Below are 15589 nucleotides of genomic sequence, written 5' to 3'. Positions count from 1 at the left end.
ATCCTGTTGTATCCACGACATAAGGCGATGATTGATGGAGCAGTCTCTCAATTTTGAAATGTTGCGCAGCCAGTGGCCGGAACTGGCAGAACTCGCGTGTATGGCGGAACGATATGTTCACTCCGATCCGGAAAGCTGTCTGGTCAAGCTACGCAACTACACCGAATTGATGGTACGTTGGTTATACCGCCAGGAACGGCTGCCTGAAGGCATCAAAGCAAATCTGTATGATTTAATGAACGCCGATGTCTTCACCAGCATGATGCCGGAAGCCATCATCATGAAAATGGATGCGCTGCGTATCCACGGCAACCGCGCCGCGCACGGTGGACGTATCAAAGCCAAAGATACCTACTGGCTGCTTAAGGAAGCGTATTTATTAGGTGTCTGGCTGTATGTTCGTTATGCCCATGGTAATGTTGATGACTGCCCCAAATTCTCTCTCCCTCCGTTAACACAATCTTCAGGTCGTGCAGATGAAAAACGTCTGGAAGATGCAATCAGAGCTCAGGATGAAAGCCGTGAGCGCGAATTGGCATTACAACGCGCACTACAGCAGGAGCAGGAGAAGGCTGAACACCTCACCCAGCGCCTGAATGAAGCCAGAGCTCGCAACCAGCATGTTGCCGATATTCTTTCTATTGATGAAGCGGAAACCCGCCGCCGCCTGATTGATTCTCGCCTTCTTGCCGCTGACTGGAATGTAGGGGAAGAGCTTAACAATACCGATCAGGTTACGCAGGAACACCCGGTTAAAGAACAACCTACTGCAACCGGCGACGGTTATGCGGATTATGTCTTGTGGGATGAGGCGCATAAACCGCTGGCAGTGGTGGAAGCAAAAAAAACCAGCGTCAATGCCGAACAAGGACGAATTCAGGCCCGACTGTATGCAGACTGGCTGGAAAAAGAATATGGTCAGCGTCCGGTCATTTTCTACACCAACGGCTACGACATCTGGCTGTGGGACGACCATAAAACTCATGGTTATCCTCCGCGCCGGGTATTTGGCTTCTACAGCAAGGAAAGCCTGCAATATCTTATTCAGCAGCGAGAAACCCGTCTGCCACTGAACAGTGTGCCGCACGTAAAAGACAACGAAGGTAAGGCCGTTGCTGGACGTTTGTACCAGCTTGAAACCATTGCCCGCGTCAGCGAACGGTTTACCAATAAATATCGTCAGTCATTAATCGTTCAGGCCACCGGCACTGGTAAAACCCGTGTAGCGATTGCACTGAGCAAACTGATGATTGATGCCCGTTGGGTAAAACGCGTTCTGTTCCTTTGCGACCGTAAAGAGCTGCGCAAACAGGCGGCGAATGCCTTCAATCAATTCACCAATGAGCCGCTGTATGTGGTCGGGAAATCGAAAAAAGCAGACAGGCAGAATGCCAGGATCTACATTGCCACTTATCCCGGCATGATGAAAATCATGGACCATTTCGATGTCGGTTATTTCGATCTGATCATTGCCGACGAATCCCACCGCTCGATCTACAACGTCTACGGCGATCTGTTTAAGTATTTTGATGCCCTCCAGATTGGCCTGACGGCCACGCCGATCGACATGGTGAGTAAAACCACTTTCGGCCTGTTTGGTTGTGAAGGACGTATCCCTACCGCCAACTACAGCCTGGAAGATGCCATCGCCGATAACAATCTGGTTCCCTATGAGGTTGTCACGCACACCACAGAATTCCTGCGCGAAGGCATCAAACGGGAGAAATTAAGCGACGAACAAATCCGCGAACTTGAAGAACAGGGTATCGATCCTAATACGCTGGAATTTGATGGCAAGGCGCTGGATGAGGCAATTTATAACAAAGACACCAACCGCTATATCCTGCGTAACCTGATGGAAAATGGCCTGAAAGATCGGGACGGCCAACTGCCAGGTAAAACCATCATTTTCGCCCGTAACCACAAACACGCGCTGCTGTTGAATGAATTGTTCGACGACATGTACCCGCAGTTTGCCGGACGCTTCTGCCAGGTCATCGACAACTACGATCCCCGCGCCGAGCAACTGATTGACGATTTTAAAGGGCTGGATGAAAGCACCAACAAAGAGCTGACCATCGCTATCTCTGTTGACATGCTTGATACCGGTATTGATGTTCCGGAAATTGTGAATCTGGTCTTTGCCAAGCCGGTCAAATCAAAAGTGAAGTTCTGGCAGATGATTGGCCGTGGTACGCGCCTCTGTGCGGGGCTGTACGGCTACGACGATAACGGCAAACCGCTGGATAAGCAAAAATTCCGTATCTTCGATCACTGGGGCAATTTTGAGTATCACGAGCTGCATACCGAAGAAGCCGAAGTGAAAACGACAAAATCGCTGGCGCAAAAACGCTTCGAAGCGTGGGTTATGCTGGGGGCTGCCGCGCAGCGTAAGTTCGACAAACAGGCGGTGGATTTAGTCGCTCACCAGCTCCGCGAGCAGATCAACGCGCTGGATGAAAAGTCGATTGCCGTGCAGGAAAAGTGGCAGCAAAAAGCGCAGTACAGCGATGAAAAAGTGCTGCGCCAGCTTTCCCCAAAAACGCAGCAGGATCTGCTGTCCATTCTGGCCCCGCTGATGCAGTGGCTGGATGTGCGCGGGCAAAGCGATGCCATGCGCTTCGATATGGATATTCTGGCGGCGCAAACTGCCCGTTATTCCAACCCGGAAGAGCTGGATGTGCTCTGGCCGGTCATCATCGAGAAAGTGGAACGCCTGCCGCCGCATCTGGCTCAGGTGCAACAGCAGGGACAGCGGATTAATCAGCTTCGTGATTTAGGCTGGTGGAAGCAGGCCAGTCTGGAAGAACTGGAAGATATCCGCATTCACCTGCGCGGCATCATGCACCTGATGGAGAAAGATGCGACGCCGAAATTTGGTTCGATACAGGTGGATATTACCGAAGATGCGAACCTGATCCAGACGGAAACCCGTAAAACCAATATCCGCTCGATTGATTTCAAACTCTATCGCCAGCAGGTTCAGGGAGCGCTGGAGCCGCTGTTCCAGCAAAATCCGGTGCTGAAAAAAATCCGCAACGGCGAGCCGGTCACGCAAAACGAGCTGGATGAACTGGCGAAGCTGGTGCTGATCCAGAATCCTAACGTTGATATCCGGGCACTGAAAGAGTTCTACCCGCAGGCGACCGCCAGCTTGGATAAACTATTGCGTACCATCATCGGGATGGACAGCGACGCGGTGGAAGTGCGCTTTGCTCAGTTCGCCGCTGATAACAGCCTGACCAGCCAGCAACTGCGCTTCCTGTCATTGCTGAAAAACCACATCCGCGATTACGGCACCATTGAAATGCGGCAGCTCTTTGAACAGCCGTTTACGCATATCCACAACGAAGGCGTTACCGGTGTGTTCCCGGATATAGAGCAGATCGTCCGGTTGCAAAAGATAGTCGAAGAGCTGGGTGTTGTGACCGACGCAGCGACGGTATAATACACACATGACAAGCCCCGGCAGCGGGGCTTTTGTATTTATAACAGGGTATAGACGTTAACAATGATTACCGGTGACTTAAAAAGTAAAATCGACGGCCTGTGGGAAGATTTCTGGGTAGGTGGCATCACTAACCCGCTGACCGTAATCGAACAAATCACCTACCTGATGTACTCCCGTATGCTGGATACCCAGGAACAGCGGGACGAGAAACGTAAGCAAATCGCGGGCATTGATTTTAAACCACGCTTTGCGCCTGAGCAGCAGGAGTTCCGTTTCAGCCACTACAGCAACCTTGGCTCGGACGAAATGATGGAAGTGGTGCGCGACGGCGTATTCCAGCATTTCCGTCAGCTTGGGCAAGCTGAAGATACGAAAGTGACGCTGCTGGGCAACTTTATGAAAGATGCTCGCCTGGAGATTGTTAAACCGTCACTGCTGACCAAAGCCGTGGAGGTGATCAAAAACCTGCCGCTGGATCGTGGCGACACCAAAGGCGATCTCTACGAATATCTGTTAAGCAAGCTGACCACCGCCGGGATCAACGGTCAGTTCCGCACGCCGCGCCACATTATCCGCACAATGGTTGAAATGATGGAGCCAAACCCGGCACGTGGTGAAACGATCTGCGATCCGGCCTGTGGTACGGGCGGTTTTCTGGCAACCAGTTATGAGTACCTGCTGGAGAAATACAGTTCACTAGAGTCCATTCATACCGAGATTGGCACCAACGAACGCGGCGAATTAGAAGAGCAAAAAATCTTTACTGGCGATTTGCTGACGCCGTGGCGTGACCATGTGGATAACAACATGTTCCACGGTTACGACTTTGATACCACCATGCTGCGTATTGCCGCCATGAACCTGATTATGCACGGAGTGGAAGAGCCGGATATTCACTATCAGGACACCATGAGCCAAAGCTTCAGCACCAACTTTCCGCAGGCCAGTAAAAACGCATTCAACCTGATTCTCGCGAACCCGCCGTTTACTGGTTCTCTGGATGAGGAAGATATCGACGCCACGCTGTCGGCGATGGTGAAAACCAAGAAAACTGAGCTGCTGTTCCTGGCGCGCATTCTGCAAATGCTGAAAGTAGGTGGACGCAGTGCCACTATCGTGCCGCAGGGTGTGCTGTTTGGCTCCAGTAAGGCGCACCAATCACTGCGTAAAACGCTGGTAGAAGATAACCAGCTGGAAGCGGTGATTAACCTCCCTTCCGGCGTATTCAAGCCTTATGCGGGCGTGGCGACGGCGATCCTGATCTTTACCAAAGGTGGTCAGACGGACGAGGTCTGGTTCTACGATCTACAAAATGACGGCTACAGCCTGGATGATAAGCGTAACCCGATAAAAGATAACGACCTGCCGCATTTACTGGCAAGCTGGAAGCATTACCGTGCTTTGCGTGGTTTGCCGGTAGATAACTTTATGGGTGAGAAGTTTGCTTCGTTGCTGAAACAGCAGAGCCCGGAAGGGATTGAGGCTGATGTTGACTTTAAGGATCGCACACAGGCGACTTTTGTGGTGCCGAAAGCGGATATCGCTGCGCAGAAATACGATCTCTCCATCAATCGTTACAAAGAGGTGGTGTATCAGGCCGATGAGTATGAAGATCCGAAGGTGATACTGAAACGATTAAAAGATCTGGAAAAAGAGATTCTGGCGGATCTGGATGAGCTGGAGGGTATGCTGTGAGTAAATATCAATTAGTCACTCTTGGCAAACATATAGATATATTGTCTGGATTTGCATTTCCTTCAAGTGGGTTCAATCAGAAAAATGGTGTTCCACTAATCCGTATTAGAGATATTCTTTCTGGAAGAACCGAGACCTATTATGAAGGTAGTTATGACTTAAAATACCTTATTAAAAAAGGCGATTTACTTGTTGGGATGGATGGAGATTTCAATCGTGAGTATTGGAAAGGTACTGATGCGTTGTTGAACCAACGGGTATGTAAAATTACGCCAAATCCTGAAACACTTGATAAAAATTTTCTATATCATTTCTTGCAAAAGGAATTGGATAAAATTCATGCCACAACAGATGTTGTGACTGTAAAACATTTGTCAGTAAAAAAGATACAAGATATTAAAATTAGGCTTCCCTCGTTAAAAGAACAAAAACGCATTGCTGCTATCCTTGATAAAGCCGATGGTATACGCCAAAAACGCGAGCAAGCCATCAAACTGGCTGATGATTTTTTGCGCGCTACGTTTTTGGAGATGTTTGGCGATCCGGTAATGAATCCTAAGGGTTTTGATATTAAGGTATTAAGTGATTTTTTTATTGATGAAAAAAATGGTACTAAATGCGGCCCTTTTGGCAGTGCTTTGAAAAAAGATGAGTACACAAGAGAAGGAGTTCCTGTATGGAACATGGATAATATTACCTTAAAAGGAGGCTTTATTGACTTACCTTCTCTTTGGGTAAGTGAATATAAATATCAAGAGCTTGAATCCTACTCTGTATTAGATGGCGATGTAATTATTTCCAGAGCTGGTACTGTTGGTAAAATGGGTGTTGTAAGATCGAGTACGGAAAAATCTATTATTAGTACAAATCTTATTCGGGTTCGTTTCGGCGAAAAATTGTATCCAGAATATTTCGTATCTCTTATGACGTACTGCAAAGGTAGAGTCGGTAACCTCAAAACTGGGCCGGATGGTACATTTACCCATATGAACACCGGAGTTTTGAGCAATTTAGAGTTTCCTTATCCACCACTAGAGCTACAGAAGAAATATATTAAAATTCGTCAGTCTGTTATGCTTCTCATTGATAAATATCATCATTTTGGATTTGGAATCGATGAGACATTTTGTGCTATAAACCAAAAAGCTTTCCTCTGTCAACCATAGGAGCAATAGCAATTGGACCTCTTTGACCTATTAACAATTAAATTTACCTTACCCACGAAAACAGCCCCTGCAAAAAAAGTGGGTGGGAATTTTGTTCATAAGTTACTTTGCCGAGCAACGACTGTGAAGGCTCAAGTCAGAAATGCACGTTTCCCAGGATATTTTGAACTTGTTACGGGTCTAAAGCCTCCTCTAGACTATATCTATCTGAAAGATCCAAATTCCAGAGGGAAATGCGCAAATGGTGTGGCTTCTCTTAAAGCTAAGAAACCATTTACATTCGAAAAATGGCGAGAAGATACGGAATTAATTTGGGAGCAATTTCCAGAGCAAGCATTTAGTACTTCACCAGATGAAATTAATGAACAATGGCATCATCAATTTCAGTTTAGAGAGGACGATCCAGAGCGCAATTCTCCTGGTCTTAGAAAACCCCAACTGGGTGCACTTCATGCAATTGCAGGCTATTTCGCTACTGATTTACAGGTAGAACCTGCTACCGTCGTACTGCCCACTGGAACGGGAAAAACGGAAACAATGCTGGCTACCATGATATACCAGCGATGTGAGCGAATTTTGCTCATAGTCCCATCTGACTCTCTCCGAACACAAATATCCAAAAAATTCATTGAGTTGGGATATTTGCCAGAGCTAACAGTCGTTCCGCCTAACATTGCACTCCCTAATGTCGCCATTATTAAGAAGGGAATTCAGGTAGCGGAAGAAGCTAAGCAATTAGCTTGTGAATCAAACGTCTTGGTTGCTACGACCAGCGTTTTGTCTGCCTGCTCCGAAGCAGCATTAAATGCACTTTGCGAGTCGTGTAGCCATCTTTTTGTTGATGAGGCCCATCATATCTCAGCCTCATCATGGCAGACAATTCGCGAACGATTCACAGACAAACGTGTAGTGCAGTTTACAGCTACTCCCTTTAGGAATGATAAAAAGTCCCTTGGTGGAAAAATTATCTATAACTATACGATGGGGGAAGCCCAACGAGCAGGCTATTTTACAAATGTAAATTTGCTGCCTGTAGAGGAGTATTACTCTGACCTTATGGATCATGCAATCGCGGATACAGCTGTAGGTCAACTGCGTATAGACTTAAATAATGACCTTGACCATTTGCTCATGGCGCGTACTAGCAATAAGCAGCGAGCAGAAGAAATACTTACTATTTATCAGAAAATTGCACCAAACTTTAATCCAATCGTTGTTCATTCTGATTATCCTAAAACGGAAATAAAAAAACGTCTTAATAAATTATTATCAAGACAATCAAGAATCGTTATTTGCGTAGACATGTTGGGAGAAGGCTATGATCTACCCAACCTGAAAATTGCCGCTTTGCATGATCATCATAAGTCTCTTGCAGTAACTTTGCAGTTCATTGGCCGATTTACTCGTGTCAATAAAGCACAGAAAATTGGTCAAGCCAGTGTAGTCATGAATGTTGCGGACCCTAATGTTGAAGGTGAATTACAGCATCTATATTCAACAGATGCCGATTGGGATAACGTATTAAGGCGACTCTCTGAAGGACGAATTGCCAGAGAGATTAGGTTGCAAGAGGTCGTGGATGCCTTAAAAAGGAAAGGTGATTTACACGATCAGATTTCTCTCTGGAATATTGAGCCAAGTTGTTCTGTCATGTTATTTAAAACGTACTGTGACAATTGGGAGCCTGAAAGATACAAGGAGAAACTGCCCAGATTCGATGAATCCTGGCATGCAATAGCTGAAGATGAGAATTTGCTTGTTGTGCTAGCTGTCCAGGCAACTTCAGTCCGATGGGGAAACTACAAAGATCTTAAAGATACCAATTATAAAATTCTAATTGCTCATTGGGATCAAGACAGATCCGCCTTGTTTGTATTCTCAAATGACTATAAAGCATTCCGAGTTGAGAATCTAGTCAGTACTATTTGTGATGATAAATTTGAAGTTGTCAGTGGTGAAAAAGTCTTTAATGTATTTAATGGTATTGAATATCCTTTGGCAAGAAATTTAGGCGCATCCCAAATTGGGGCAATCAGCTTTACTCAATACTTTGGCCCAAATGTCACTGAGGGGCTATCACTAATTGAAGCATCTCAATCAAGCTTAAGCAATATTGCAGCATTAGGTTATGAATCCGGAAACCGTGTAATCTGGGGATGCTCGCAACGCAGAGGTAAAGTCTGGTCACCACAAAAAGGTGGCAGCATTGCTGATTGGTGCAACTGGGTTAAGAAAGCATGGGACAAGATTTTTAGTTCTGAACCGGATCCAAACAATCTTACGCGTAACTTTTTGCGTCCAGTCCCATTACTTGAACCCTATAATGAATATCCAATATCAGCTCAATGGGGTGAGTATTTGCTTACTGCGTTCGAAGATAAAGTTATTTTTCATTTTGATGCTGTATCTGCGCATTTATATTTAGTAGAGGTTAGGACTGCTGGAAAGTTTGACGATGGTAATGTACGACTCATTTTCTCTACAGATGAAACGTCATCTGAATATAAATTATCTCTCACGGGAAGTGCTACAGCAAAAGGTTATGCCTATCAGTTGATATCTGGCCCTGAAGTTTTTGTACAGCGTGGTGAATCTGAACCGGTATCACTATCAGAGTATATGGAAATTGATCCAGTAATGATTCATTACTCCGATGGTTCATTTTCATACAACGCTCATATAGTCCATGTAAGCCAAAATATTGGCCTTTATGACAAAGACGAAATTGTAGCTTTTGATTGGCAAGGAACTGATGTTCGAGTGGAATCAATGGGCTATACTCGTGATCCATCATCCATCCAATGGCGTTGGTACTGTGAAATTAAAGATAATTACGATGTCATTATTAATGATGATGGGAAAGGTGAGTCAGCAGATTTAGTGGGGTTGAGAATAGTTGATGACTGTATTGTTCTCTCCTTAATCCATTGCAAATATTCAGGTTCAGAAGAAGCAGGGGCCAGACTTAAAGACCTTTACGAAGTATGTGGGCAGGCACAGAGATGCATTCGTTGGAAACACCTGAATCTTTCCTATTTATACCACCACATTAAGCGTCGTGAGGAACAGTGGCGATCGCGTGGTTATTCTCGCTTTCTGAAAGGCACTATAAAAGACCTTGCCGCTATGAAAGAGCGTTCCAGAATCACACCTCTTAAATTCCAAGTTGTTATTGTTCAACCAGGGCTTAGAGTACGCAAAATTAATGAAGAAGGCCTTAAGCTACTTGGCAGCACGGCGCTATTTATAAAGAAAACAACGATGGCAGATTTAGTTGTTATTGGTTCTAAATAAAATGGAAAAATAATGATGATCGACCTAAAAACTATAAAAAAAAGAATTGAGCATGCTATAAAACCGATGGAAAAAGCAGGAGTAGATGAATACTTCTGGGGCATCCGCTCGGAGGCAGGAGACTTTCTACCTCCTTATTACCTAGTATATTTTCTTTTGGTTGACTTGCTTGACTTTAATTTTAATGGCCCAGAGGAAAAGGTGGCCTTTTCAATACCTGTAAAAATAGAAAACACTACTCTTATTGTAGAATATAGAAAAATGGGGTTAGGCATTTTTATAAAAAATAAAAACGATGAGGATAAAGCAAAAGCTATTTTGAAATGTATACAATCTGGAGTTAAAGCAGGCACGGAATATTTTAATTATATTGCCGATGAAGCAGCCAAAACTTCTAACTTGAATGTTAATAATAATAGCAATGAGCTTTATGATCGCTTCTGCCATTTTTTTAATTGTTACGATAACATTAACAAACAAATTATAGGAATAGAAGCCAAACCAGAGGTACATGTACAAAACACCCCTACCTTAACTCTTGATAATAAAAATTTATTTTCCATTCGGACTAGTGATATTTTTGAAAATTATAATAAAATAGCTCATCTTCGTAAAGAGGCTATTTGGTATGCAATATCTGCTATAGAATCTTTTTTCAATTGGACGGAACATGTTTTCATTTTGATAGCAATTTTAAATGGAAAAATAAAAACAGGTGTTGATGTTTATGATAAAATTGGAGAAGAGTGGAAAACAAAGTTTAGACTAGCTATCGATATTAACACTCCCGAAATGAAAGTTTTTTATGATCGTTTGATCATACTTAGACAGAAAATAAGAAATTTTGTTTCTCATGGCTCATTTGGAAAAGATGGACAAACATTGGAATTTCATTCTTCGGTTGGTGCTGTACCACTTTTGATGCCACATCGTCGAAACAAAGAACATTTTAAATTTGGAAACGGTATTGATTTTGTTGCACCTGAAGCTATGGAGCTATTACAGGAATTTGTAAAAAATATGTGGAGTGGCAATTTATTACCCGCTAAAATTTATATTGAGTCAGGAAATCCATTAATTCTTTCTTATGCGATTAACGGTAAGTATGCTAATGCGATGTCATCCGAGGATGACATGAACAATTTTGTCGAATATTTGACACGTATATTTGATGATGCTTCTAATATGGATTGGTGATGAATAAAAATAAATCGTTTACTATCTCTCCAGATGAGGAGATAGCAAACGCCACGTACTTCTACTGACTCTCCCCACGAACCATAGTGAGAAGTTTCAGAGAATAAGATGTAAAGTCTGGACAACGGAATATCCCCGGAGCCCTATTGAGCATAGATATTCAATTCGATTGAGAGTAAATTATGATCCTATTCTTTTATCCCTACATAATGATTTGTTACAGCGCTGGATACGCCTTATTACAAACACTGGATGGGATGGGAGTGATTAGTACCAACTTTGTAGAAACAAACGCACAGGGTATTCTTTTGAGCAGTTACTGGTCTCCCAGTAAAGTTGCTGTAGCCTTAGGGGGATACTTTCTTGAGCTCTTTATTCTATTATTACCCTTTGTTTTCTTGAGCTCATGGATACTTGCCAGAAAAAAGGGACTCATCATTTGTTTTGTTCTTCTTATAGCCCCAGGTCTATTATCGCTCTGTCATCTTTTTCCATCTATCCAGTGGTTGCCATTGACCTATGAAATAGGAGGTACAGGTGCAACGGGTAACGCAGCTGGACTCGGAAGTCTTAGCTTCATAGGGCTATTGAGTGGTTGGATTTTGGCAGTAATCATTAGTGATATTTTTGCTACAGGAGAGAAATTCAGACAGTGGACAGATATTTTCCTAATACTGACAGCAGTTGGCAACGGTATTTTCTGGGTATCCGACAGAGAGGTAGCTGTCGGTAAAACCGCATATGAGAAAACAATTACGGATATTAATGATGCAGCCAAATACCTTCTTTTTCAGGTGAAAGACTACAGCCGCATGTGTGACAATAACGGGCTTACCGAAATGTCATCTTGTCAGTGGGCATCGTACATTCAAGAAACGCTAGAAAATATTGCTAGTACAAAATCATCTGTTATTGAATATGTAATACCTGAAAATCTTGACACCTTCTACCGAATTCCTGAGTACTATAGCAATCAAGTATCTCCAGATAAAATCAGACAGGAATTTCAAGACTTCAATAAAAAACTATGCCCAAATAAATCTCTTTCCAAAACAATAACACAATTGCCATCACCTTCTCGATGGTGCCAGACACCCCCCCCAGCTTACTGCAATGCCATTCAAGAGGGAAAATATAAAACAGGCATGTCAGACCGTTTCGCTGTCGCCAATGAGTGTGTAACCACATCATTATTAAGGTACCGCCAAGTTTTATTAAAAGAACAAGCTCGTTTATCCTTAAGTAAAAATGCCCCTCATTATAGATGGATGTGGTTTATTGCTATGTCTTTTTTTATTGGTGGGAAAATTGCCAATGTAATGACAAAAATAGGTAATGTAGAGAATCGACTCATAACTGAGAAATATAGAGTTAAATTCATCCTTCTAAAAATATGTGGTTTTATTGTGCGTGCATTAATAAGATGTACCATCTTATGTCGAAAAGTGTTTTTTTCAACGATCGATTATATCAAAAGATTGAAGAAAATAAAGCATGATACGTAAATAGAATAGTGACAAACACTCAATTGCAAGGTCATTTTTTGTGTTGAAATGAATAAAGAACAAGGGGTACTTCCTCCTGTACCCTTGGAGTTTACGTTAGATGATACATCTGAAAGTCCTGAAGGCGTTTAAGCCACAAATTTTCTTTGACGATCAGGATGTGCATTTGATCGCGGCTGCAAAGGTTGTACCTTCTGGAAAAGTCCCTTATGCCAGTAACTCCGAACTTGCAGAACGTGAAGCATCGTGATTATCGCTGACAAACCATTTAGTCATTAAGGCTGAATGGTTTGTATACCACATGCAAAATAACTGCCCCACCTCAGATCAATGCTCCCCTCTAAACACCTCTTTCCTGTGCCATTCCACAAACTGCTCACCCGGATGATTACCCGTAACCGGTGGCAGCGCGATCGTCTTCCCTGCAAAATCCCAGAACAATCGCTGCACCACCCCACCGCCATTAACTGCACCTGAAACCACCACACGCATATTTTCATCTAGACCAATCGAGCCGCGATCGAACGCTTTATGATGAATCGCACACAGTGCCAGGCCATTGGGTACTTCACAAGGGCCATGATGCTGCTTCCATCTAATATGGGCAGCGTCCAGAGCAATCGGCGCATTGTCGTGGCGCATGTTGAAGCCGCAGATCGCACACTGATAATTGTAAGCACGTAGCACCATCCGGCGGAACTTCGGATCGCGTTGACGGAGAGAGGTGCGAATATCAAAGCCCAACTCGTCAGCGATGTCTTCCTGAATACTGGCCGGGAAATGCGCCTCCAGGAGCTGCTGCGCCAGCGTATCAATTAACCTGTGATTTTTTGCCACCAACGCAAAATTGTCGGCATCAAATCCACCCGCGACATTATATTCGATGAGTTCACGTCGGGGCGGCTGGCGGCTACCATTGGTTGAGCACAGTTCCGCGTTTTGTAGTTCCCAGAAGCCATCGCCCTTCAAACGCCAAAACGGCATGTCCGGGCGCTGGTCACGGCGCTGCGGTCCATAACGTTCCAGAAGATCCAACAGGGGCTCGTAGATTTCAGAACCATAGTTAAACAGGCGATCGTGACCCTGCCGATAGTCTGAGAGGACGTGCAGCAGCAATAAAGGCTTATGCGGCGCACGCTGTTCGCCTTTGCGCCAAATAGTGATATTTGATATCGCTTGCTTTAGGGTTTTGTCAGAGGTCATTGCATTGAAGAATCCATGAGCACATATTTGCGATGATGCTCGCAACTATATGTACATTCAAGACATTATTGCAGACATCTTTTTTGTCTCGCGGATGGAATTCTGATAACAACGGTAAAAAATTAAAGGGACCAATCAGCCCTAATTTGGCTGATTGGTCCCTTTAATTTAAGCATCAACCGAGAAATAAAGGCACTCAACTCAATCGCCATTACCCCGGTTGATCTTCGCATAGTCAAACGGCGTAATTCCTTTCTCCCGATTTGCATTCAGAAAATCAGCCCACCACTGCAACATCAGCTTGCGCTCATCCAGATGTTCCGCTTTATGGATATACGCTGCCCGCACAGAGTTACGTTCCATGTGGCTCATCTGCCTTTCAACCGCATCCTTCGACCATAGTCCTGACTCAATTAGCGAGCTACAGGCCATTGTGCGGAAGCCGTGACCGCAAACCTCAACTTTAGTGTCATAGCCCATCACCCGGAGCGCACTGTTTACGGTGTTTTCACTCATTGGCTTACGCGGATCATGATCGCCAATAAAGATCAGCTCATGTTCGCCGCAGAACTGCTTTATCTGCTTCAGGATCGCCAGCGCCTGCTTTGAAAGCGGCACCAGATGCGGTGTACGCATCTTTGAACCTCGCTGAGAATGTTTCACATCAGGAATGGGCTCTCGCTCAGGTGGGATGGTCCACATTGACGTTTCAAAATCGATTTCTGACCAACGAGCAAAACGCAGCTCACTGGATCGAATAAAGATAAGCAGAGTGAGTTCTGTCGCCCAGCGGGTTAGCGGTCTGCCGGTATAGCTATCTATTTTCTCAAGCAACTCAGGGATGCGCTTTAATTCCAGCGCCGGACGATGTTGTCGATTACCGGAAGCAACCGCCCCAGCCATCTCTTGTGCCGGGTTATAATCAATTAACCCACTTTGTACTGCATAACGCATGATGGCCGTAGTGCGCTGTTGAAGACGAGCAGCAACCTCAAGACGTCCGGATATCTCTACGGCTTTAATGGGCGCTAATAAATCGCGCGTTTTTAACTCAGTGATATTACGTTCACCAAGCGCTGCAAAGAGATTATCTTCCAGACTTTTTAGCACACGATGGGCGTGATCTTCAGACCACTTTTTATTGTTGCCATGCCACTCGATCGCTACCTCTTTAAAGGTTCGTGCTTTACTCTGTTCAACCTTATCATTTTTCTTTTTGTCTCCCGGATCGACGCCATTCGCTAGTAGCTTACGCGCTTCGTCACGACGTGCTCTGGCATCCGCCAGTGTGATTTCAGGGTAAACCCCAAGTGCCAACATCTTTTGCTTGCCGTCATAACGGTACTGCAAACGCCAGTACTTAGAACCATTTGGATGGACAAGAAGGTGCATACCGCTGCCATCGGTCAGTTTGTATTGCTTATCCGTTGGCTTGGCTGTTCTGACCTTGATATCTGTTAACGCCATGCTTATCCCCTCCCTGTTGGTACAAGCATTATCGAACCGGAAATACCATCATCTGTACCAACATGTGTTGGTAGATGTACATTAATGTCGGTTGACCTTGAGAGAGTTAATATAGCGGGAAAGGTAGATAAATACTGGATTTTAGACATAAAAAAAGACCTCAGTTGAGGTCCATTTACATGCTTTTGGTGCCGAAGGCCGGACTCGAACCGGCACGTATTTCTACGGTTGATTTTGAATCAACTGCGTCTACCGATTTCGCCACTTCGGCACTGAAGGGGATGCGGAAACGTTCTGGATTATACCTGTCGGCGGCGGTCATGCAAGCGACAGCGTGTCGGCATTGCGCTAAGTGTTGAAAAAAACAGCGCTATCCTGCGCGGCGTCACCTTTTGCTGCCGTTCCATAGCGCGACTGCCATCAGCACCTCTCCTCTCACAACCCCCGCAACCCCAGCACCACCTGCCAGCCACTCCCCTTCCCCCTTGCCCCCCAAACTTTACTCAAAGTAATCTCTATTTTTTCTCACACTATTCTCACCCGAATCACTCAACCCAACCCAACCCAACCCAACCCAACCCAACCCAACACAACCCAACGCCCCCCACCCA

General features: G+C 44.7%; 8 protein-coding genes, 1 tRNA gene and 1 pseudogene. 7 read left to right on the top strand and 3 right to left on the bottom strand.

The window, feature by feature from the left end; all coding sequences use genetic code 11:
* The first annotated feature begins 34 nt into the window (after positions 1-34).
* From ABLU73_RS21115 to ABLU73_RS21085, 7 genes and pseudogenes are all read left to right on the top strand, one after another.
* Complete coding sequence (locus tag ABLU73_RS21115; protein ID WP_098947930.1) at positions 35-3448, top strand: DEAD/DEAH box helicase family protein; 3414 nt, start codon at positions 35-37, stop codon at positions 3446-3448.
* A 63-nt stretch (positions 3449-3511) separates the two neighbouring features.
* Positions 3512-5146 carry a class I SAM-dependent DNA methyltransferase gene (locus tag ABLU73_RS21110; protein ID WP_098947932.1) on the top strand — a complete coding sequence of 545 codons (1635 nt, stop codon included), beginning with the start codon at positions 3512-3514 and terminating at the stop codon, positions 5144-5146.
* The gene (locus ABLU73_RS21105; RefSeq protein ID WP_117065130.1) at positions 5143-6312 is read left to right on the top strand and encodes a restriction endonuclease subunit S; all 1170 of its coding nucleotides are present in this window, start codon (positions 5143-5145) and stop codon (positions 6310-6312) included. Before ABLU73_RS21110 ends, ABLU73_RS21105 begins: the two co-directional genes overlap by 4 nt.
* Before the next feature lie 12 nt (positions 6313-6324).
* Positions 6325-9606, top strand: a complete 3282-nt coding sequence (locus tag ABLU73_RS21100) for a DEAD/DEAH box helicase family protein (protein ID WP_100097721.1) — start codon at positions 6325-6327, stop codon at positions 9604-9606.
* Between the two features lie 12 nt (positions 9607-9618).
* Positions 9619-10803, top strand: a complete 1185-nt coding sequence (locus ABLU73_RS21095) for a hypothetical protein (RefSeq protein ID WP_348850427.1) — start codon at positions 9619-9621, stop codon at positions 10801-10803.
* A gap of 182 nt (positions 10804-10985) precedes the next feature.
* A complete protein-coding gene (locus ABLU73_RS21090; RefSeq protein WP_117093123.1) occupies positions 10986-12308 on the top strand; it encodes a hypothetical protein in 1323 nt (440 codons plus the stop codon).
* A gap of 40 nt (positions 12309-12348) precedes the next feature.
* Positions 12349-12558 (top strand): annotated as a pseudogene (locus ABLU73_RS21085) (5'-nucleotidase); the annotation flags it as partial.
* A 77-nt stretch (positions 12559-12635) separates the two neighbouring features.
* Here the strand turns inward: ABLU73_RS21085 and ABLU73_RS21080 are convergent.
* The 3 genes from ABLU73_RS21080 to ABLU73_RS21070 all read right to left on the bottom strand — a co-directional run bounded on the left by ABLU73_RS21080 (position 12636) and on the right by ABLU73_RS21070 (position 15249).
* Positions 12636-13511 carry a phosphorothioated DNA-binding restriction endonuclease gene (locus tag ABLU73_RS21080; protein ID WP_098947939.1) on the bottom strand — a complete coding sequence of 292 codons (876 nt, stop codon included), beginning with the start codon at positions 13509-13511 and terminating at the stop codon, positions 12636-12638.
* A gap of 201 nt (positions 13512-13712) precedes the next feature.
* On the bottom strand, positions 13713-14978 hold the full coding sequence (locus tag ABLU73_RS21075; RefSeq protein ID WP_098947940.1) for an integrase arm-type DNA-binding domain-containing protein: 1266 nt from the start codon (positions 14976-14978) through the stop codon (positions 13713-13715).
* Between the two features lie 186 nt (positions 14979-15164).
* Positions 15165-15249: transfer RNA gene (locus ABLU73_RS21070), tRNA-Leu, on the bottom strand.
* Positions 15250-15589: the final 340 nt, after the last annotated feature.

This window comes from Klebsiella sp. GG_Kp175, assembly GCF_040062325.1.
GTDB lineage: Bacteria > Pseudomonadota > Gammaproteobacteria > Enterobacterales > Enterobacteriaceae > Klebsiella > Klebsiella quasipneumoniae.
Note: the sequence above shows the minus strand (reverse complement) of the source record. Positions and strands in the feature narration are given on the sequence as shown.